This window comes from Nonomuraea longispora (assembly GCF_004348345.1).
Taxonomy (GTDB): Bacteria; Actinomycetota; Actinomycetes; order Streptosporangiales; family Streptosporangiaceae; genus Nonomuraea; species Nonomuraea longispora.
Window position 1 is genome coordinate 1 of sequence record NZ_SMJZ01000146.1, and the last position, 23,766, is coordinate 23,766.

At 71.8% G+C, this 23,766-nt stretch carries 4 protein-coding genes; all 4 read left to right on the forward strand.

Annotated elements, in window-relative coordinates:
- The first annotated feature begins 13 nt into the window (after positions 1-13).
- A complete protein-coding gene (locus E1267_RS45855; protein ID WP_342774913.1) occupies positions 14-18,193 on the forward strand; it encodes an SDR family NAD(P)-dependent oxidoreductase in 18,180 nt (6,059 codons plus the stop codon).
- A gap of 15 nt (positions 18,194-18,208) precedes the next feature.
- Positions 18,209-19,030 carry a hypothetical protein gene (locus E1267_RS30635; protein ID WP_132337550.1) on the forward strand — a complete coding sequence of 274 codons (822 nt, stop codon included), beginning with the start codon at positions 18,209-18,211 and terminating at the stop codon, positions 19,028-19,030.
- Positions 19,031-19,032: 2 nt separating this feature from the next.
- Positions 19,033-22,116 carry a non-ribosomal peptide synthetase gene (locus E1267_RS30640; protein WP_165959885.1) on the forward strand — a complete coding sequence of 1,028 codons (3,084 nt, stop codon included), beginning with the start codon at positions 19,033-19,035 and terminating at the stop codon, positions 22,114-22,116.
- Positions 22,117-22,274: 158 nt separating this feature from the next.
- Positions 22,275-23,766, forward strand: a 1,492-nt coding sequence (locus E1267_RS30645; RefSeq protein WP_246064354.1) for a condensation domain-containing protein, incomplete at its 3' end; no start/stop codon positions are given.

The following is a 23,766-nucleotide window of genomic DNA, read 5'->3' on the forward strand; positions in this document are numbered from 1 at the left end:
GGCCCAAGCCCGGGTGCGCACCCGCCGGTTGCGGGTCTCGCACGCCTTCCACTCGCCGTTGATGGAGCCGATGCTGGCGGAGTTCGCGCAGGCGATCAGCGGGATCGCCTTCCACGAGCCGAGTCTGGCGATCGTCTCGAATGTGACGGGCCGGTTGGCCGAGCCGGGTCAGCTGACCGACCCCGCCTACTGGGTCGAGCACGTGCGTGGCGCGGTGCGGTTCGCGGATGGGGTGACGGCTGCTGGGGCGACGCATTTCCTGGAGGTGGGTCCGGATGGGGTGCTGACCGGGCTGGCGCAGCAGAGTGTCGAGGATGCGGTGTTCGTCCCGGCCGTGCGCAAGGACCGTGACGAGACCCGCGCCCTGATCGAGGCGCTGGGGCGGCTGCACGTCCAGGGCATCGCCGTGGACTGGACGAAGGTCCTGACTCCCGGCCGGTTCGTCCACCTGCCCACCTACGCCTTCCAGCACGAGCGGTTCTGGCTGGAGTCGGGCAGATCGGTCGGTGACGTGACGGCCGCCGGGCTGAGCGCGGTGGAGCATCCGATCCTCAGCGCCGCCGTGCCCGCGCCCGACTCCGACTCGATCACCCTCACCGGCCGGCTCTCGCCGGCCGCGCTGCCCTGGCTCGCCGATCACGTGGTCAACGGCACGGTCATCCTGCCCGGCACCGCGTTCCTCGAGATCGCGTTGCGGGCCGCCGCGGAGACCGAGGACTGCGTGACGGTCTCCGAGTTGACCATCCAGGCCCCGCTCGTCATCACGACCGAGCACCCCGTACAGCTCCAGGTGGTCATCGACGGTCCGGACGACGGCGGGCGGCGCGGCGTCGCCGTGTACTCCCGTACGGAAGGCGACACCGCCTGGCAGCGGCACGCCCAGGGAACCCTTGGCCCGGTCGCCGCCGAGCCCGCTTTCGACCTGGCCCAGTGGCCGCCGCCCGGCGCGCGGCCCGTCGAGCTCGGCGCCTTCTACGACGACCTGGCGGCGACGGGTCTGGAGTACGGTGACACGTTCCAGGGCCTGGTGGCCGCGTGGCAGCACGACGGCTCGGTGTACGCCGAGATCGTGCTGCCCGACCAGGCGCAGGCGGACGCGGAGCGGTTCGGGTTCCATCCGGCGCTGCTCGACGCGGTGCTGCACTCCATCACTCTCGGGGACCTGCTGCCGCGTACCGAGCCGGGCCAGCCTTATCTGCCCTTCGCATGGTCCGGCGTCTCCCCGCACGCGGCGGGCGGGACGACGGCACGTGTCCGTACGACGGCGAAGGGGCCCGGCGAGTTGTCGCTGAGCGTCGCCGACCAGTCCGGTGCACCCGTCCTCACGGTGGACTCGCTGGTGGTGCGGCCCGTCACGACCGCCCTGCGGAGCGGGACCACCCCGTACACGCTGGACTGGGTGACGGCGACCGCCTCCGGGCCGGAGCCGGAGCGGGTGCTGATGCTGGACGACCTGGCGTCGCTGCGCGAGGCGGTTGCGCCCGGCCAGGAGGTTCCTGAGCTGGTCCTGGCGCCGGTCGCGTCCGGCGGAGGCCGGGACAGGACGTACGAGGTGCTCGCGCTTGTCCAGGAGTGGCTGGCGGAGGAGCGGTTCGCGCGGTCAAGGCTGGCGCTCGTGACCATCGGCGCGGTCAGCGTGACCGACGGCGAGTCGCCCGACCTGTCCACCGCCCCCGTGTGGGGGCTGGTGCGCTCCGCCCAGTCCGAGCACGTCGGCCGGTTCGTACTCGTCGACACCGACGAGCACCCCGGCTCGGCGGATGCGATGTTGCGCGCCTGCGCGTCCGGCGAGCCGCAGATCGCCCTGCGGCAGGGCCGCGTCCACGTCCCCCGCATCGTCCCCGCGGCCAGCCCGCCCGCCACCGAAGGCACGGGCGAGGCGGCCGACGGCACCGTGCTGCTGACCGGCGGCACAGGAGAGCTCGGGGCGCTGGCCGCGCGGCGGCTGGTCACCGAGCACGGCGTACGTCACCTGCTGCTGGCCAGCAGGCGCGGCACGGCGGCGCCCGGCGCGGACGACCTGGTGGCCGAGCTGACCGAGACGGGCGCGCAGGTCACTGTGGCCGCCTGCGACGTGGCGGACCGCGACGAGCTCGCCGCCCTCCTGGCGGGCATCCCCGCGGAACATCCGCTGACGGGCGTCGTGCACCTGGCCGGGATCGTGGCCGACGGCGCCGTGACCTCGCTGACGCCCGACCACGTCGACCGCGTCTTCGGGCCGAAGGCGGACGCGGCCTGGCACCTGCACGAGCTCACCCAGGACCTCGACCTGGCGTTCTTCGTGTTGTACTCGTCGGTCGCCGCCACGGTCGGCAGCGCGGGCCAGGCCAACTACGCCGCCGCCAACGCGTACCTGGACGCCCTGGCCCTGCACCGCCGGGCCCGGGGCCTGCCGGCCGTCTCCCTCCAGTGGGGACTGTGGGAGTCCGACCACGGCATGGCCGGTGCGCTCAGCCAGCTCGACGTGGCGCGGCTCAGCAGGGTCGGGCTCTCGCCGCTCCCCGTGGCGGAGGGCATGGCCCTGTTCGACGCGGCGCTCGCCCTCGACCAGGCCGTGCAGATCGTGGCCCGCCTGGACACGGCCGCGCTGCGCCGCCAGGACGAGATCCCCGCGATCTTCCGCGCGCTGGTCAAGGCGCCGGCGCGCAGGACGGCCGCGCCCAGGCCGGCGACCATGCGCGCCGACAAGGGCGCGCTGCTCTCGCTCATTCGTACGAACGTCGCGCACGTGCTCGGCCACGCCAACGCCGACACCGTGGACCCAGGAACCGCGTTCAAGGACCTCGGCTTCGACTCGCTGAGCTCCGTCGAACTGCGCAACCGGCTCAACACGGCCACCGGCCTGCGGTTGCCCGCCACGCTGCTGTTCAACTTCCCCACCCCCGGCGAGCTGGCCGACCACCTGTACGCGGAGCTCAGCGGCGCGTCCAGGACCGAGCAGGTGGCCGTGCGGACCGCGCCCGCCGACGAGCCCATCGCGATCGTCGGCATGGCCTGCCGCTATCCCGGCGGCGTGGCCTCCCCCGAGGACCTCTGGCGGCTGCTCACCCAGGCGGGCGACGCCATCACGTCCTTCCCCGACAACCGTGGCTGGGACCTGGACGGCCTGTACGACCCCGACCCCGGCCACCACGGGACCAGCTACGCCCGCGAAGGCGGCTTCCTGCACGACGCCGACCGCTTCGACCCCGGCCTCTTCGGCATCTCGCCGCGCGAGGCGACCGCGATGGACCCGCAGCAGCGGTTGCTGCTGGAGACGTCGTGGGAGGCGATCGAGCGGGCCGGAATCAGCCCCAAGGCCATGCGCGGCAGCCGCACCGGCGTGTTCGCCGGGGTGATGTACCACGACTACGGCACCCGCCTGCCGCAGGCGCCGGAGGGCTTCGAAGGGTTCGTGCTCAACGGCAGCGCGGGCAGCATCGCCTCCGGCCGGGTCGCGTACACTTTCGGCCTCGAAGGGCCGGCGGTGACCGTGGACACGGCGTGCTCGTCGTCGCTGGTGGCGCTGCACCTGGCGGCGCAGTCGCTGCGGTCGGGTGAGTGCGACCTGGCCCTGGCCGGCGGCGTGACCGTGATGGCCACCCCCAACGTCTTCGTCGAGTTCTCCCGCCAGCGCGGCCTGTCGGCCGACGGCCGGTGCAAGGCGTTCTCCGCCGACGCGGACGGCACCGGCTGGGGCGAGGGTGCGGGCATGCTGCTGGTGGAGCGGCTGTCGGACGCTGAGCGCAACGGGCACCACGTACTCGCCGTCGTACGCGGGACCGCGATCAACCAGGACGGCGCCAGCAACGGCCTGACCGCCCCCAACGGTCCCTCCCAGGAGCGGGTGATTCGGCAGGCGCTGGCCAACGCGGGCCTGACGGTCGCCGACGTGGACGCGGTCGAAGCCCACGGCACCGGTACGAGGCTCGGTGACCCGATCGAGGCGCAGGCCATTCTCGCCACGTACGGGCAGGACCGGGAGCAGCCGCTCTGGCTCGGCTCGCTGAAGTCGAACATCGGCCACACGCAGGCCGCAGCCGGTGTCGGCGGGATCATCAAGATGGTGCTGGCCATGCGGCACGGCGTGCTGCCCCAGACGTTGCACGCCGACGAGCCGTCGCCGCACGTGGACTGGTCGGCGGGTGCGGTCGAGCTGCTGACCGAGGCCCGGCCGTGGGAGGAGCGCGACCGGCCCCGCCGCGCCGGCGTGTCGTCGTTCGGGGTGAGCGGCACCAACGCCCACGTCATCATCGAGCAGGGCCCGGCCGCCCCCGAGCCGGCCGCCGCCGTCACCGGGCTGCCCGCCGTGCCGTGGCTGATCTCCGCCAACGACGTGGGCGCGTTGCGCGAGCAGGCCGACAGGCTCGCCGCTTGGGCGTCGGCGAACGACGTCGACCCGGCCGTCACCGGTAAGGCGCTAATGTCCGCGCGGGCGGTGCTGGAGCAGCGTGCGGTCGTGGTGGGTGCTGATCGGGACGAGTTGGTGGCGGGCGTGCGGGCGCTGGAGCCTGTGGGGGTCATGCCTGTCGGGAAGCTGGCCCTGTTGTTCGCGGGTCAGGGTAGTCAGCGGGTCGGTATGGGTTCGGTGCTGGCTGAGCACTTCGCGGTGTTCGCTGAGGCGTTGGACGAGATCTGCCGGGTGTTCGATCCGTTGTTGCCGTATCCGTTGCGTGAGGTGATGTTCAGCGATCCCGAGGGGGTGCTGGACGAGACCGGGATGACCCAGCCTGCGTTGTTCGCCTTTGAGGTGGCGCTTCATCGGTTGTTGGAGTCGTTGGGTGTGCGGGCGGATGTGTTGGTGGGGCATTCGGTTGGTGAGATCGCGGCTGCGCATGTGGCTGGGGTGTTGTCGCTGGGGGATGCCTGTGCTCTGGTGGCGGCTCGTGCGCGGTTGATGCAGGCGCTTCCTTCTGGTGGGGCGATGCTGGCGGTGGCTGCGTCTGAGGTGGATGTTCTGCCGCTTTTGGCGGGTCGTGAGGACCGGGTGGGGATCGCGGCGGTGAATGGTCCTGCTGCGGTGGTGGTGTCGGGTGATGAGGGGGCGGTTGCGGAGATCGAGGGCCTGGCTCAGGTGCGTACTCGGCGGTTGCGGGTGTCGCATGCGTTCCATTCGCCGTTGATGGAGCCGATGTTGGTGGAGTTCGCCGAGGCGATCGGCGGTCTTACTTTCCACGAGCCCGCGATTCCGGTGGTGTCGAATGTGACGGGCCGGTTGGCTGAGCCGGGTCAGCTGGCTGATCCTGCTTACTGGGTTGAGCATGTGCGTGGCGCGGTGCGGTTCGCCGATGGGGTGGTCTCGGCTGGGGCGTCGCATTTCCTGGAGGTGGGTCCGGATGGGGTGCTGACCGGGCTGGCGCAGCAGAGTGTCGAGGATGCGGTGTTCGTCCCGGCCGTGCGCAAGGACCGTGACGAGACCCGCGCCCTGGTCGAGGCGCTGGGGCGGCTGCACGTCCAGGGCATCACCGTCGACTGGGACGCCTACTTCGCCGACGTCCCCACCCGGTTCGTCGACCTGCCCACCTACGCCTTCCAGCGCCGCCGCTACTGGCTCGACGCCGGTTACGCCACCGGTGACGTCGCCTCGGGCGGCGGGCTGGCGGCCGTGGACCACCCGCTGCTGACCGCCACCGTGCCCGCCCCTGGCACCGGCACCCTGACGCTCATCGGCCGCCTGTCACCGGCCGAGCAGCCGTGGCTGACCGATCATGTGGTGGCCGGTCAGGTGATCGTGCCGGGGACGGCGCAGGTGGAGCTCGCCGTACGGGCCGGTGACGAGAGCGGCTGCCCGGTGCTCGACGAGCTGACCCTCCAGGCGCCGATGGTCCTGCCGGAACGGGGAAGCCTGCAGCTCCAGGTGGTGGTGACCGAGCCCGACGAATCGGGCCGCCGCCAGGTGACCATCTACTCCAGGCCCGAGGAGAGCGCCGACTGGTTGCAGAACGCCCAAGGCGTGCTCACCCAGGACGCTCCCGCGCCGGGCTTCGACCTCGCGCAGTGGCCGCCGCCCGGCGCCCGGCCCGTCGACACCGACGGCGTCTACGACGACCTGGCCGCGACCGGCATCGAGTACGGCGAGACTTTCCAGTGCCTCAAGGCCGTCTGGCAGCGGGACGGCGCCGTCTACGCCGAGATCGCCCTGCCTGAGACGGCCCAGGCGGAGGCCCGGCGCTTCGGGCTGCACCCGGCGCTCCTGGACGCCTCCCTCCACGCCATCCCCATGGCCGGTCTGCTGCCGCAGGCCGAGCCGGGACGGCCGCACGTTCCGTTCTCCTGGAACCGGGTGGCGCTGCACGCCGACGGCGCGACGACCGTGCGGGTCAGGATCGCGCCCACAGGCAACGACGGTGTGGTCTCCCTGGCCATGGCCGACACGGCCGGGACGCCCGTCATGGAGGTCGGGTCGGTGACGCTCCGCCCGAGCTCCGCCGATCAAAGGACGGCTCGTCACGACAGCCTGTTCGAGATCGGCTGGGTGCGGCCCGCCGGACGCGTGGCACAGCCCGAGCCGCCGTACGAGATCTTCGAGGTGGCGGTGTCCGAGGCTTCGGCTCCCGAAGCGATCAGGCGGGCCACGCACGGCGTGCTCGCCGCCCTCCAGGAGTTCGGCGCAGCCGACGAGCCGGGGACTCGGCTGGTCGTCGTCACGCGCGGCGCCTTCGCGGTGGGACAGGACGATGTCCCCAACCCGGCGCAGGCGGCGGCATGGGGTCTGGTACGGGCCGCGCAGGCCGAGCAGCCGGACCGGTTCGTGCTCCTGGACCTGGACGCGGACAGCGACCCCGCGGACGTGGCCGCTGAGGCGTTGACGACCGGCGAGTCCCAGCTGGCCGTGCGTGAGGGTCGGGTGCTGGTGCCGCGGATGAGCCGGGTGACGGATCTGGGTGATGGTGAGCCGGTGTTCGGGCCCGAGGGCACGGTGCTGGTCACCGGTGGCACGGGCGGGCTGGGCGCGCTGGTGGCGCGTCACCTGGTCAGCGAGCACGAGGTTCGGAAGCTGCTGCTGGTGAGCCGGCGCGGGCTCGACGCTCCGGGCGCGGCCGAGTTGGTGGGGGAGTTGTCGGAGCTGGGCGCCGAGGTGGACGTGGCGGCCTGTGACGTGGCCGACCGCGACGCCCTCGCCACGCTGCTTGAGGGCGTGGACGGGCTGGCGGGAGTGGTGCACACGGCCGGCGTCCTGGACGACGGCGTCATCGCCTCCCTCACCCCCGACCGCCTGGACGCCGTACTCAAGCCCAAGAGCGACGCCGCCTGGCACCTGCACGAGCTCACCCGGCACCGCGACCTGAAAGCGTTCGTCTTGTTCTCCTCCCTCTCCGGCGTGCTCGGCAGCGCGGGCCAGGGCAACTACGCCGCAGCGAACACGTCTCTGGACGCGCTCGCGGAGCTGCGGCGGGCCCAGGGCCTCCCGGCCACCTCGCTGGCATGGGGGCTGTGGGCGACCGGCGGCATGGCGGGCGAGCTGGACGCAGCCGACCTGCGCCGCCTCGAACGCGGCGGCATCATGCCGATGCCCATCGCCGACGGGCTCGCCCTGTTCGACGTCGCGGTCCGCGCGGAACACCCCGTCCTGGTCCCGGCCGTGCTCAGCATGCCGGCGCTCCAGTCCCAGGCCCAGGCGGGTACTCTGCCCGCACTCCTGCACGGGCTGGTCCGCGTACCCACGCGCAGGTCGAGCACGGCCGGCACCAACCCGGCCGACCTCCTCCAGCTGGTACGCACCCACGCGGCGACCGTGCTCGGCTTCGACGGCGCGGAGGCGGTCGAGCCGGCCAGACGTTTCCAGGAACTCGGCTTCGACTCCCTGACGGCCGTCGAGTTCCGCAACCAGCTGAACGCGGCCACCGGGCTGCGCCTCCCTGCGACCCTCATCTTCGACTGCCCGACGGCCGAGGCCGTGGCGGCGTACCTGGCGGACGAGCTGGCCGGCGGGCAGGCGGCGAAGGCCGTGGTGGCCGCTCCCGTGGCGGTCGACGAGCCGATCGCGATCGTGGGCATGGCGTGCCGGTACCCGGGTGGGGTGCTGTCTCCTGAGGACCTGTGGGAGCTGGTCGCGCAGGCTCGTGACGGGGTGGGCGAGTTCCCTGCCGACCGTGGCTGGGACCTGGACAAGCTCTACGACCCTGACCCCGACAGCCGGGGCACCTCGTACGCCCGGCACGGCGGCTTCCTGTATGACGCCGCCCAGTTCGACCCGGGCTTCTTCGAGATCTCACCGCGCGAGGCCCTGGCGATGGACCCGCAGCAGCGGCTGCTGCTGGAGACGTCGTGGGAGGCCATCGAACGGGCCGGGATCAGCCCCACCCGGTTGCGGGGAAGCCGGACCGGCGTGTTCGCCGGCGTCATGTACCACGACTACGCGCCCCAGCTGTCGGCTGTGCCGGGAGAGCTCGAAGGGCTCATCGGAACCGGCAGTTCCGGCAGCATCGCCTCCGGGCGGGTGTCCTACAGCCTCGGACTCGAAGGCCCGGCCGTCACGGTCGACACGGCCTGCTCCTCCTCGCTGGTGGCGCTGCACCTGGCGGTCCAGGCGCTGCGGTCGGGCGAGTGCGACCTGGCCCTGGCCGGCGGCGTGACCGTGATGGCCACACCCAGCACGTTCGTCGAGTTCTCCCGCCAGCGCGGCCTGTCGCCGGACGGCCGGTGCAAGGCGTTCTCGGCCGACGCGGACGGCACCGGCTGGGGCGAGGGCGTCGGCATGCTGCTGGTGGAGCGGCTGTCGGACGCTGAGCGCAACGGGCACTACGTACTCGCCGTGGTGCGAGGCAGCGCGATCAACCAGGACGGCGCCAGCAACGGCCTGACCGCCCCGAATGGTCCTTCGCAGCAGCGGGTGATCCGGCAGGCGCTGGCGAACGCGGGTTTGTCGCCGGCCGAGGTGGACGCGGTGGAGGCGCACGGCACCGGTACGAGGCTCGGCGACCCGATCGAGGCCCAGGCGCTCATCGCCACGTACGGGCAGGATCGGGAGCAGCCGCTCTGGCTCGGCTCGGTGAAGTCGAACATCGGCCACACGCAGGCCGCTGCCGGTGTGGGTGGGGTCATCAAGATGGTCATGGCGCTGCGCAACGGTGTGCTGCCGCGGACGTTGCATGCTGATGAGCCGTCGCCGCATGTGGACTGGTCGGCGGGTGCGGTGCAGTTGCTGACCGAGGCGCGGCCGTGGCGGGAGAACGGGCGTGCTCGGAGGGCGGCTGTGTCGTCGTTCGGGATCAGCGGCACGAACGCTCATGTGATCATCGAGCAGGGTCCGGTGGTGGAGCCGGTGCCTGAGCCGGTGGAGCCCGGGCCGGTGGTGCCGTTGTTGGTGTCGGCGAAGGACGGGCGGGCGTTGCGGGCGCAGGCTGGTCGGTTGGCGTCGTGGCTGGAGTCGGAGTCGTCGGTTGCGGTGTCGGATGCGGCGTGGTCGCTGGCGACGGGCCGGGCGGTGCTGGAGCAGCGTGCGGTCGTGGTGGGTGCTGATCGGGGCGAGTTGGTGGCGGGCCTGCGGGCGCTGGCTGAAGAGGATGCGTCCGGAGCGGTTTCCGGAGGTGGTTCCGGTGGGAGGCTGGCCCTGTTGTTCGCGGGTCAGGGTAGTCAGCGGGTCGGTATGGGTTCGGTGCTGGCTGAGCACTTCGCGGTGTTCGCTGAGGCGTTGGACGAGATCTGTCGGGTGTTCGATCCGTTGTTGCCGTATCCGTTGCGTGAGGTGATGTTCAGCGATCCCGAGGGGGTGCTGGACGAGACCGGGATGACGCAGCCTGCGTTGTTCGCTTTTGAGGTGGCGCTTCATCGGTTGTTGGAGTCGTTGGGTGTGCGGGCGGATGTGTTGGTGGGGCATTCGGTTGGTGAGATCGCGGCTGCGCATGTGGCTGGGGTGTTCTCGCTGGGGGATGCGTGCACGCTGGTGGCGGCTCGTGCGCGGTTGATGCAGGCGCTTCCTTGTGGTGGGGCGATGCTGGCGGTGGCCGCTGCGGAGGCCGAGGTCCTGCCGTTCCTGCAAGGTCGTGAGGATCGGGTGGGGATCGCGGCGGTGAATGGTCCTGCTGCGGTGGTGGTGTCGGGTGACGAGAGCGCGATCGTTGAGATCGAGGCCCAAGCCCGGGTGCGCACCCGCCGGTTGCGGGTCTCGCACGCCTTCCACTCGCCGTTGATGGAGCCGATGCTGGCGGAGTTCGCGCAGGCGATCAGCGGGATCGCCTTCCACGAGCCGAGTCTGGCGATCGTCTCGAATGTGACGGGCCGGTTGGCCGAGCCGGGTCAGCTGACTGATCCTGCCTACTGGGTTGAGCACGTGCGCGGGGCGGTGCGGTTCGCGGATGGGGTGACGGCTGCTGGGGCGTCGCATTTCCTGGAGGTGGGTCCGGATGGGGTGCTGACCGGGCTGGCGCAGCAGAGTGTCGAGGATGCGGTGTTCGTCCCGGCTGTGCGCAAGGACCGTGACGAGACCCGCGCCCTGATCGAGGCACTGGGGCGGCTGCACGTCCAGGGCATCGCCGTGGACTGGGAGGCGGTTCTCGGTTCGGGCCGGTTCGTCGATCTGCCCACCTATGCCTTCCAGCACGAACGGTTCTGGGTGCCGGTCACCGCTGACTCCGGTGATGTGGACGCCGCCGGGCTCCGCGCCATCGACCACCCCGTGCTTCGTGCGGCGATTTCCGCGCCCGACTCCGACAGCCACACCTTCACCGGCCGGCTGTCGCTGGCCGGGCAGCCGTGGCTGGCCGATCACCAGGTCAACGGCCGGGTGGTGGTGCCAGGGGCGGCGCTGGTGGAGCTGGCGCTCCGCGTCGGCCAGGAGCTGGACAGCCCGCACGTGCGGGAGCTGACCCTCCAGGCGCCCCTTCTCGTGCCGGCCGACGGCGGCGTACACGTCCAGCTGGTGGCCGGGCCGTGCGACGAGTCGGGCGGCCGCCAGGTGAGCATCCACTCCCGCAACGCCAACGCGGGGGAGTGGGTCCAGCACGCGCAGGGCGTCCTGGTCGGCCAGTCCGAGGAGCCGCCTGTCGGGCCGTCGCAGTGGCCGCCGGCCGGTGCCAGGCCGGTGGACGTCGAGCACCTGTACGACGACCTGGCGGCGATGGGCCTTGAGTATGGGCGCTTGTTCCAGGGGTTGGTGGCGGCCTGGCAGCACGAGGACGCTGTGTTCGCCGAGGTCGCTCTGCCCGAGCAGGGGCATGCGGAGGCGGGCCGGTTCGGGTTGCATCCGGCGTTGCTGGACGCGTCCTTGCATGCGGCCGCGCTGGGCGACCTGGTTCCGAGGGCTGAGGGCAGGCCGTATCTGCCGTTCGCCTGGAGCGGGGTGGAGTTGCACGCGGCCGGGGCGACGGGCCTGCGGGTCAAGGTCACCCGAGGCTCCTCCGACACCAGCATCGTGTTGAGCATCGCCGACGACAGCGGCCTTCCGGTGGCCGAGATCGGTGCGCTCACCCTGAGGCCCGTGTCGACCGCCGAGCTGAGCGCGTCGGAAAGCCAGGGCCTGCTGCACCGGCTGGAGTGGAGTGCGGCCCCGGCCGCTTCCGAGCAGGACGCTCCCCGGTGGCTCGTGCTCGGGACCGACGACCTGGGCACGGGGGCGGAGGTCCTCCCGGATCTGGCCTCCCTCGACCCGGTGGACGTCCCGGTCCTGACCCGCTGCGCGGGCGGGGACCTGCACACGACGACCCACGCGGCCCTGGCACTGGTGCAGGACTGGCTGGCCGACGAACGGTTCGCGTCGTCGCGGCTGGTCATCGTCACCCGGGGAGCAGTGGCCGTGAACGCGGACGAGGACGTGGACCTGGGCCTGGCACCTGTGTGGGGCCTCGTACGGGCCGCGCAGTCGGAGCAACCCGGCCGCCTCGTGCTGCTGGACGCCGACACCGAGCGCCTGGACGCCGAGACGGTCGGCCGGGCGCTGGCGACCGGCGAGTCGCAGCTGGCCGTGCGTGAGGGTCGGGTGCTGGTGCCGCGGATGAGCCGGGTGACGGATCTGGGCGATGGCGGGCCGGTGTTCGGGCCCGAGGGCACGGTGCTGGTCACCGGTGGCACGGGCGGGCTGGGCGCGCTGGTCGCCCGCCACCTGGTCACCGAGCACGAGGTTCGCAACCTGCTGCTGGTCAGCAGGCGCGGGCCGGAGGCGCCCGGTGTGGCCGACATGGTGGCGGAGCTGTCCGAGCTGGGCGCCGAGGTCACCGTGGCGGCCTGTGACGTGGCCGACCGCGACGCCCTCGCCACCCTGCTCGAAGGCGTGGACGAGCTGGCGGGCGTGGTGCACACGGCCGGCGTCCTGGACGACGGCGTCATCGCCTCCCTCACCCCCGACCGCCTGGACGCCGTACTCAAGCCCAAGGCCGACGCCGCCTGGCACCTGCACGAGCTCACCCGCCACCGCGACCTGAAAGCGTTCGTGTTGTTCTCCTCGCTGGCCGGGGTTCTCGGCAGCGCGGGCCAGGCCAACTACGCCGCCGCCAACACGTACCTGGACGCCCTGGCCCACCACCGCAGGGTGCACGTCCTGCCGGGCACCTCGCTGGCATGGGGACTGTGGGCAACCGGCGGCATGGCGGGCGAGCTGGACGAAGCCGACCTGCGCCGCATGGAGCGCGCGGGAGTGAGGCCGCTGTCCGTCGCCGACGGGCTGGCGCTCTTCGACACCGCCGTGTCGTCGGACAAGGCGGTGCTGATTCCCGCGCGGTTCGTCCAGGCCCGGGCCGGCAGCCGCTCCGCGGTGCGCCGCGCCGGTTCGTCCGGCGGGCTCGCGCAGCGCCTGGCCGCGCTGGGCCCCGCGGAACGCCTGTCGGCGCTCTCCGACCTGGTACGCGGCACCGCGGCCACGGTTCTCGGCTTCGCGGACGGGTCGGCCATCGACCGGCAGCGCCAGTTCCAGGAGCTCGGCTTCGACAGCCTGACGGCCGTCGAGTTTCGCAACCAGCTCACCGCCGCCACCGGGCAGCCGCTTCCGGCCACGCTCATCTTCGACTACCCGACCGCCGAGGCGGTGGCGGAGTTCCTGGCGGACGAACTGTTCGGCGCACAGACGGCGCAGACCGTCGTGGCGGCGACCAAGGCGGCCGACGAGCCGATCGCGATCGTCGGCATGGCCTGCCGCTATCCCGGCGGCGTGCTCTCTCCGGAGGACCTGTGGGCGCTGGTCGCCCAGGCTCAGGACGCCATCGGCGACTTCCCCACCGACCGTGGCTGGGACGTCGAAGGAGTGTACGGGCCGGAGCCCGGCACGCCAGGAAAGACCTACACGCGTCAGGGCGGGTTCCTGTATGACGCGGCTGAGTTTGATCCGGGGTTCTTCGGGATTTCGCCGCGTGAGGCGTTGTCGATGGATCCGCAGCAGCGGTTGTTGCTGGAGGCGTCGTGGGAGGCGATCGAGCGGGCGGGGATCAGTCCGGTGGGGTTGCGGGGGAGCCGGACGGGTGTGTTCGCGGGTGTGATGTATCACGACTACGGGTTGGGGACGCCTGCGAATACCAGTGGTGGGAGTTTGGTGTCGGGGCGGGTGTCGTACACGTTGGGGCTGGAGGGCCCGGCGGTGACGGTGGATACGGCGTGTTCGTCGTCGTTGGTGGCGTTGCATTGGGCGGCGCAGGCGTTGCGTTCGGGTGAGTGTGATCTGGCGTTGGCCGGTGGTGTGACGGTGATGTCGACGCCGGGGATGTTCATTGAGTTCTCGCGGCAGCGTGGGTTGGCGGTGGATGGGCGGTGTAAGGCGTTCTCGGCTGGTGCGGATGGCACGGGTTGGGGTGAGGGCGTTGGTGTGCTGCTGGTGGAGCGGTTGTCGGACGCTGAGCGCAACGGCCATCAGGTCCTCGCCGTGGTGCGGGGTAGTGCGGTCAATCAGGATGGTGCGAGTAATGGGATCACGGCTCCGAATGGTCCTTCGCAGCAGCGGGTGATCCGGCAGGCGCTGGCGAACGCGGGTTTGTCGCCGGCTGAGGTGGACGCGGTGGAGGCGCACGGCACCGGTACGAGGCTCGGTGACCCGATCGAGGCGCAGGCTATCCTCGCGACGTACGGGCAGGATCGGGAGCAGCCGCTCTGGCTGGGATCGCTGAAGTCGAACATCGGTCACACGCAGGCCGCTGCCGGTGTGGGCGGTGTGATCAAGATGGTCATGGCGCTGCGCAACGGTGTGCTGCCGCGGACGTTGCATGCTGATGAGCCGTCGCCGCATGTGGATTGGTCGGCGGGTGCGGTGCAGTTGCTGACCGAGGCGCGGCCGTGGCAGGAGAACGGGCGTGCTCGGAGGGCGGCTGTGTCGTCGTTCGGGATCAGCGGCACGAACGCGCACGTGATCATCGAGCAGGGCCCGGTCGCGGAGCCGGAGCCGGAACGCGCCGGCGAGCAGCCGGTCGTGCCCCTGCTGGTGTCGGCGAAGAACCCGGAGGCGCTTGAGGCCCAGGCCGGGCGGCTCGCGTCGTGGATCACGGCACGACCGGAGCTGGACCCGGCCGACACGGCGTGGTCGCTGGCGACAGGCCGGGCGGTGCTGGAGCAGCGCGCGGTGGTCGTGGGCGCTGATCGCGACGAGCTGGTGGCCGCTCTTCGGGAACTGGCCCCCGTCGCGATCACGCCTGTTGGGAAGCTGGCGTTGTTGTTCGCGGGTCAGGGTAGTCAGCGGGTCGGCATGGGGGCTTCCCTCATCGAGAGGTTCCCGGTGTTCGCTGAGGCGTTGGACGAGATCTGCCGGGTGTTCGATCCGTTGTTGCCGTATCCGTTGCGTGAGGTGATGTTCGCCGATCCCGAGGGGGTGCTGAACGAGACCGGGATGACCCAGCCGGCGCTGTTCGCCTTCGAGGTGGCGCTTCACCGCTTGCTGGAGTCGTTGGGTGTGCGGGCGGATGTGGTGGTGGGGCATTCGATCGGGGAGATCGCGGCTGCTCATGTGGCCGGGGTGTTCTCGCTGGAGGATGCCTGTGCTCTGGTGGCGGCTCGTGCGCGGTTGATGCAGGCGCTTCCTTCTGGTGGGGCGATGCTGGCGGTGGCCGCTGCGGAGGCCGAGGTCCTGCCGTTCCTGCAAGGTCGTGAGGACCGGGTGGGGATCGCGGCGGTCAATGGTCCCGCTGCGGTGGTGGTGTCGGGTGACGAGAGCGCGATCGTTGAGATCGAGGCCCAAGCCCGGGTGCGCACCCGCCGGTTGCGGGTCTCGCACGCCTTCCACTCGCCGTTGATGGAGCCGATGCTGGCGGAGTTCGCGCAGGCGATCAGCGGGATCGCCTTCCACGAGCCGAGTCTGTCGATCGTCTCGAATGTGACGGGCCGGTTGGCTGAGCCGGGTCAGCTGACTGATCCTGCTTACTGGGTGGAGCATGTGCGCGGGGCGGTGCGGTTCGCGGATGGGGTGACGGCTGCTGGGGCGACGCATTTCCTGGAGGTGGGTCCGGATGGGGTGCTGACCGGGCTGGCGCAGCAGAGTGTCGAGGATGCGGTGTTCGTCCCGGCTGTGCGCAAGGACCGTGACGAGACCCGGGCGCTGATCGAGGCGCTGGGTGGGCTGCACGTCCAGGGCATCGCCGTGGACTGGACGAAGGTGCTGACCCCCGGCCGGCTGGTCGACCTGCCCACCTACGCCTTCCAGCACGAGCGGTTCTGGGTGCCGGCCAGTCTGGAGTCGCAGGACGTCGGCGCGGCCGGGCTGGGCGCCATCGAGCACCCGTTGTGGAGCGCGGTGACCGAGGTGGCCGGCGGCGAGTCGGTGGTCTTCTCGGGCAGGTTGTCGCCGGCCGGGCAACCGTGGCTGGCCGATCACCAGGTCGACGGCCGTGTGGTGGTGCCGGGAGCGGCGCTGGTGGAACTGGCGCTGCGGGCCGGCCAGGAAGTGGACTGCCCGCGGCTGGCGGAGCTGACCATGCAGGCGCCGCTGCTGGTGCCGGACGGGCCGGGCGTGGACATCCAGCTCGTGGCCGGGCCCTGCGACGATGCCGGCAGCCGCCAGGTGAGCCTGTACTCGCGTGCGGGTCAGGACGAGTGGACGCTGCACGCACAGGGCGTCCTGTCCGAAGAAGGCGAGCGGCCGGCCGCCGGTATGGAGCAGTGGCCGCCTGCCGGTGCCCAGCCAATAGATGTCGAGCACCTGTACGACGACCTGGCCATGTCAGGCCTCGAGTACGGCCCCCTCTTCCAGGGGTTGGTGGCGGCCTGGCAGCACGAGGACGCTGTGTTCGCCGAGATCGCTCTGCCCGAGCAGGGGCATGCGGAGGCGGGCCGGTTCGGGTTGCATCCGGCGTTGCTGGACGCGTCCCTGCATGCGGCCGCGCTGGGCGACCTGGTTCCGAGGGCTGAGGGCAGGCCGTATCTGCCGTTCGCCTGGAGCGGGGTGGAGTTGCACGCGGCCGGGGCGACGGGCCTGCGGGTCAAGGTCACCCGAGGCTCCTCCGACACCAGCATCGTGTTGAGCATCGCCGACGACAGCGGCGCTCCGGTGGCCGAGATCGGCGCGCTCACTCTGCGTGCCCTGTCCACCGACCTCACCGCAGGCAACCCGACCTCCCTGCACCAGCTCGACTGGACCGAGACCCCGGCCGCCTCCGAGCAGGACGCTCCCCGGTGGCTCGTGCTCGGGACCGACGACCTGGGCACGGGGGCGGAGGTCCTCCCGGATCTGGCCTCCCTCGACCCGGTGGACGTCCCGGTCCTGACCCGCTGCGCGGGCGCCGACCTGCACGCCACGACCCACGCGGCCCTGGCACTGGTGCAGGACTGGCTGGCCGACGAGCGTCTGGCGTCGTCGCGGCTGGTCATCGTCACCCACCAGGCCGTCGCGGCGACCGAGGGCGACGTTCCGGATCCGGCGCAGGCGGCGGTGTGGGGCCTCGTACGGGCCGCGCAGTCGGAGCAGCCCGGCCGCCTCGTGCTGCTGGACGCCGACACCGAGCGCCTGGACGCCGGGACGGTCGGCCGGGCGTTGGCGAGCGGCGAGTCCCAGATCGCCGTGCGGGCCGGCAGGCTCCTGACACCGAAGCTGGACCGGGCGACGGACCTGGAGCAGCAGGAGCCGGTGTTCGGCTCGGACGGCACGGTCCTGGTCACCGGCGGAACGGGCGGCCTTGGCGCACTGGTCGCCCGCCACCTGGTCACCGAGCACGACGTCAGGAACCTGCTGCTGGTGAGCCGGCGCGGGGCCGAGGCTCCGGGCGCCGCCGAGCTGGTGGCGGAGTTGTCCGAGCTGGGCGCCGAGATCACCGTGGCCGCCTGCGACGTGGCCGACCGCGACGCCCTCGCCACCCTGCTCGAAGGCGTGGACGAGCTGGCGGGCGTGGTGCACACGGCCGGCGTCCTGGACGACGGCGTCATCGCCTCCCTCACCCCCGACCGCCTGGACGCCGTACTCAAGCCGAAGGCCGACGCCGCCCGCCACCTGCACGAGCTCACCCGGCACCGCAACGTGCGGGCGTTCGTGTTGTTCTCCTCGCTGGCCGGGGTGCTGGGCAGCGCGGGCCAGGCCAACTACGCCGCGGCCAACGCCTACCTGGACGCCCTGGCCCACCAGCGCCGGGCGGACGGCCTGCCGGCCACCTCGCTGGCCTGGGGCCTCTGGACGACCAGCGGCATGGCGGGCGAGCTGTCCGCGGCTGACCTGCGCCGCATGGAGCGCGCAGGGGTCAGACCGCTGTCCCCGGAGGAGGGGCTGGCGCTCTTCGACCTCGGCGTGCGCTCCGGTCGGCCCGTGCTGGTCCCGGCGAAGTTCACCAAGGCCAGGAACCGCAGCAAACCCCGCCGTACGCGGCCGGGCCAGGGGCTGGCGGAACGGCTCGCCACGATGGAACCGGCCAAGATCGAGGCCACCCTGTCCGAGATCGTCAGAGGCCAGGTGGCCGCGGTGCTCGGGTTCGCCGACGAGTCGGCGATCGAGCCGCAGCGCCAGTTCCAGGAGCTCGGCTTCGACTCGCTGACCGCGGTGGAGCTGCGCAACCAGCTCAACACGGTCACCGGGCTGCACCTGCCCGCCACGCTCATCTTCGACTATCCGACTCCCCACGACCTGACGCGGTTCGTCCTGGAGCAGCTCTTCCCGGCGGTCGCGGCGGGCACGGCCGAGCCCGCCGACGCCCGCAGCGACGCCGAGGTGCGCCAGCTCCTGACGAGCATCCCGATCGAACGACTGCGTGCGGCCGGGCTGCTGGACAGCCTCATGCGCCTGGCCGGCCCGGAGGACGAGGAGACGAACGGCAGGACCGAGGAGATCGACAGCATGGACGCCGACCTCCTGATTCAACTCGCCCTTGAAGGCGGGAGTTCCTAGTCAAAGGAAATGATCATGAATCTGGTTACCACTTGGACGACGCTCAAAGAATCCGACTCAGCGAACCTCGTGCTCTGCGTCGACTTCACGGAGACCGGCCGGGCGGAGGCGGGCTTTCCCGATCTGCTGGCGAAGATGGACTACGACGGGACGTTCTGGCACGTCTCTCCACCCGCCGTGGCGCCCGGAGCGGACATCGACGGCGCCGCCTATGTGCGTTCGTGGTTCGAACCCCTCAAGGCGAGCGGCCGGAAGGTTCACGCGGTGATGGGCTACTGCATCGGCGCCGTCTACGCGGCCGAGCTCGTGAAGCTGCTGGAGGAGGAGCAGGGTGAGGCGCCCCGGCTGATCCTCTTCGACCCCGAGCCGACCAGCCTGGAGAACATCTACTTCCAGTTCGGCAAGGTCTTCGGCATTCTCTCCTCGATCCTCAACGAGGAGGACGTCGCCGAGACCCGCGAGGCCATGGACCGTCCCCTCCAGCAGGAGGGCGTCACGGTCGAGGGCTACGCCACCCAGCTGTACGCGAAGTTCCGCGACGTCGGGCACCGCGCGTTCGACAGAGCCGGGCTCGACCCGGAGTACTCGGAAGAGATGTGGGGCACGTTCAGCGCCTTCCTGTCCTTCCTCACCTACGCCGACCACCTGGATCCCTGGGAGGGGTGGCAGCGCGCCACCGCGGTGAGCTCGTCCAACCCCCGCAACGGCCTCAACGGGCTGCGCGCGTCCGGCCGTGACGCCGTCGTGGCCGAGGAGCTCAGGTTCGACAAGGGCCATGACGTGTTGCTGACCGACGACGAGATCGCCAGGGCCGTCACCAAGCTGCTGGAGAGATGATCATGGAGCAGATGCTGGGCCAGCGCGCCACCCGCAAGGAGCAGGCGCTGTGGCTGCTGGAGGAGCTCGTCCCCGGTGCGGGGGTGAACAACCTGGCCGTGGCGTTCAGCGTGACCGGCCGGGCGCAACGCGACCTCCTGCTGGAAGCGGTCAACCACGTCCTGCACCGCCACGAGATCCTGCGCACGGTGTTCAGGATCGAGCCGGAGGGCATGGTGCGCGAGGTCGTGCCCGCCGGGCAGGCCGTGCTGCGGTTCGAGGAGGCCCCCTGGGACGCCACGCGCGAGTGGCTGACGGAGTTCGTCGCGCGGCCGTTCGAGCCGGGCGGCGAGCTGCTGGTGCGCGCCGCGGTGCTGGAGGAGGACGCGGGCGAGGTCTACTGCCTGGCCGTCCACCACGCGATCTTCGACGGGCTGTCGACGGCGCTGCTGACGAACGAGCTCGTGACCGTCTACGAAGCGCTCGTGGCGGGCGAGTCGCCGGCGCGCGACGTCGTACCGGCCTGGGAGGAGCCGGACGCCGACCCGCGCAGCGGCCCGTTCTGGCGCGACAAGCTGGACGGCTTCCACGCCGGCGACCTCGACCTGTGGTGCGAGCAGGCCGAGACCTCCCAGACGACTCTCGTGGGCGACGTGCTCAACTGGGAGCTGTCGCCCGCCGCCCGCGACGCGGCCCGGCGCATGCAGCGCGAGCTGCGGGCGCCCGAGTCGGTCATCCTGCTGGCCGCGTACGGCGTGCTGCTGGCCGCGCACGGCGCCGGCCCCGACCTCACCATCGGCTCGCCCGTCAGCGTGCGCACGCCCGAGGCCGCCACCCGCATCGGCTACCACATCAACGTGCTCACCCTGCGCACGCGCATTCACTGGGCGAACACGTTCCGCACCCACGCGCGCAACACCCGGCGCGCGTTCATGGAGGCCATGTCGCACGCCGACTACCCGGTGGACGACCTGCTGGAGGTCGTGCCCCGTGACGGCTGGCGCAACAACCTGTTCCGGCACACCTTCAACTACGTGCCCGCCGACCTGACGGCCGGGTTCACGCTGGGTGGCCTGCCCGCCGAGCAGGTGGTGGTCGAGAACGGCTTCAGCAAGTTCGACCTGGAGTTCTTCGTCACCTCCACCCCGGACAGCATCAAGATCCGGACCGCGTTCTGCGTGGACGTGCTCGACCGGGCCGACGTGGAGCTGCTGCTGGCCCGCTACGACGAGGTGCTCGTCACGCTCGCCGAGCAGCCCGACCTGCCGCTCGCGGACATCCCCGTGTGGTGCTACCAGGACCGCGCCGCCATCGAGATGGCCAACGCAACCGAGCACACCGTGACGCCCGCGACCGTGCTGGAGAAGATCGCCCGCAAGGTGTCCGCCGCCCCGCCGGAGGACGTCGTGGCCGTGGTCGACGGCGACCGGGAGGTCGGCCTGCGCCGGTTGTGGGCCGCCGCCGAGGCCACCCGCGACGCGCTCCAGGCCGCCGGGGTGGGCAGGGGCGACGTCGTCGCGCTGCTCGCGCGGCGCTCTCCCGAGCTGGCCGCGGCGGCGCTCGGCGTGTGGCTGGCGGGGGCCGCGTACCTGCCGCTCGAACCCGACCACCCGCAGCAGCGCCTCGACTACCAGCTCGACGACGCCGGCGCGGCCGTGGTCCTCGCGGGCGACGGCATCACCGTCTCCGGTGAGCGCACGGTTCTGCCGCTCGTCTCCGCCGACGCGGTCACCCCGGTGTCCGGAACGGTGTCACCGTTCAGCTCCGTCAGGCCGGAGGACTGCGCGTACCTCATCTACACCAGCGGCTCGACAGGGCTCCCCAAGGGCACCCTGATCGACCACTACAGCCTCGCCAACCTGATCGCGCACTTCGCGCACCAGCTGTCGGCGGGACCGCGCGACACCGTGCTCTGGCTGACCACGTTCAGCTTCGACATCTCCGCGCTGGAGCTGTTCCTGCCCCTGACGACGGACGCCCGGCTGGCCATCGCGCCGGACGACGCCCGCACGCAGGGCGAGCCGCTCGCCGAAGCACTGCGGCGCTACGGCGTCACCATCGCCCAGGCCACGCCCACCACCTGGCGGCTGGTCGTGGACCAGGTGTCCGGCGAGCTGGCGGGCTGCCGCGTGCTCTGCGGCGGCGAGCCGATGCCCGCCGTCCTCGCCAAGCGGCTGGCCGCCACCGGCTGCGAGCTCTACAACGTGTACGGCCCCACGGAGACCACGATCTGGTCGACCGCCGGACGCGTCGACCCGGCAGCCGACCGCGTCGACGTGGGCGTGCCCATCGCCAACACCAAGGTGTACGTGGCCGCCCCCGACGGCCGCCCGCTCCCCGTCGGCACCCGCGGCGAGCTGTGCATCGCCGGAGACGGCGTGGCCATCGGCTACCACAACCGGCCGGAGCTGACCGCGGAACGGTTCGGCGAACACCCCGTGTACGGCCGCTTCTACCGCACGGGCGACCTGGCCCAGTGGAGCTCCGACGGCAAGCTGGAGATCCTCGGCCGGCTCGACCGCCAGATCAAGCTGCGCGGCAACCGCATCGAGCTGGCCGAGGTCGAGGGGGTGCTGCTGGCGCACCCGGACGTGCGGGCGGCCGCCGTCGTGGTGGTCGGCGACCCCAGCGCCGACGCCGTGTTGTGGGCGTTCGTGGTGGCGCCCGGCCGGCCTGAGGTCACCGGCGAGCTGTGGGAGCACGCCAGCGCGTCGCTCCCGTACGCGGCCACCCCGCAGGAGTACGTCGCCGTGGACGCCTTCCCGATGACCGGCAACGACAAGGTCGACTACCCGGCCCTGCGCAAGCTGGCCATGGAGCTGCGCAGCACCGCCGAGACCACCGCGGAGGAGGCCGACCTCCCGGCCGGCACCGGGGACGCGCTGGTCGACTCCCTCGTGGCGCTCTGGAAAGCCATGCTGAACCGTACCGATCTCGGCCCCGACAGCCACTTCTTCGCGCTCGGCGGGCACTCGCTGCTGGCCGTCAAGCTGCTGCAGGAGATCAAGAAGGCGACCCAGATCAGGCTCAAGCTGAAGGACATCTTCGAGGAGCCCACCCCGGCCGGTCTCGCCCGCAGGCTGCAGGCCGCCGACACGAATTCCTGACGAGGCGCGGCCGGGCACCCCCGCCCGGCCGCCGGCACGACGTAAGCGGCACTAGTGGATAGGCGGGTTGTCTCGTGTTGGAGAAAGTCGAGGAAGTACGGGCTGTTCCGTCCGCGCGGCCGGGCCGTCCCCCCGGCGCGCCACCGACCCTGGAATCGATGCGCGCCGACATCGCGGCCCAGCTGGACCTCGACCCCTCCGAGGTCACGGACGGCGCCGACCTGATCAGCCTCGGCCTCGACTCGCTCCGCGCGATGCGGCTGGCGGGACGGTGGCGGCGGGCGGGAGCCCGGATCGTCTTCGCCGAGCTGGCGACGGAGTTCACCCTCGCGGCCTGGTGGTCGCTGGTGCGCTCCCGGCTGGCCGAGGCCGCTCCCCGGCAGGAGCCGGAGCGGGCCGTGGACGAGGCGGCGCCGTTCCCGCTCACTCCCGTCCAGCTCGCCTACTGGATCGGCCGCGGCGACGGGCAGATCATCGGGGGCGTCGGCTGCCACGCCTACCTGGAGTTCGACGGCTCCGGCGTCGACCCCCAGCGGCTGGAACGGGCCGTACGCGCTCTCGTCGCCCGCCACGGGATGCTCAGAGCCGTCTTCCACGACGACGGCACCCAGCAGATCATGGACACCAGCCCGTGGCCGGGCCTGACCGTGCACGACCTGTCGCAGCTCGGCGACGACGCCGCGGAGCACATCAGGGAGCAGCTGTCGCACCGCCGCTTCGACGCCTCCCGCGGCGAGGTGTTCGACGTGCGGCTGTCGCTGCTGCCGGGCGGCCGGTCGAGGGTGCACTTCGAGGTGGACTTCCTCGTCGCCGACGTGCTCGGCCTGCAGATCCTGCTGAAGGACCTGGCCCGGCTCTACCTGGAGCCCGGAACGCCCATGCCGCCGCCGGCCTGCTCGTTCCCCCGCTACCTCGCCGCCAGGGGCGAGGAGCGGGCGGCCCGGCGAACCCGCGACCAGGAGTACTGGCGTGGCCGGCTGGACGAGCTGCCCGGCGCGCCGCAACTGCCTCTCGCGACCGAGCCGGCCACGATCACCCGGCCCAGGTTCGTGCGCCGCGAGAAGTGGCTGTCGACCGGCGCGTGGCAGCGCATCCAGGAGCAGGCCCGCGCGCACGGGCTGACCCCCGCCATGGTGCTCGCCGCCGCCTACTGCGAGGTGCTGGCCGCGTGGAGCCGCGAACCCCGCTTCCTGCTCAACCTGCCGCTGTTCGACCGGGACGACACCGTGCACCCCGACGTCGCCCACCTGGTCGCCGACTTCACGAACCTGATCCTGGTCGCCGCCGACCTCTCGGAGCCGCAGCCGTTCGCCGAGCGCGCCCGGACTCTTCAGGCCCGCTTCCGCGCCGACGCCCGGCACACCGGGTACTCCGGCGTCGAGGTGCTCAGAGACCTGGCCCGCAACGGGGAGCACACCGGCGCGCCGGTCGTGTTCGCCTGCAACCTCGGGACCGAGCTGATCGTGCCGGAGGTGCGTGAGGCGTTCGGCGAGCCCGGCTGGATGATCACGCAGACCCCGCAGGTCTGGCTCGACCACCAGATCAACGAGTACGACCACGGCCTCCACCTGGCGTGGGACGCGGTGGAGGAGTTGTTCGCGCCTGGGGTGTTGGATGCGATGTTCGGGGCGTATGGGGGGTTGTTGGAGT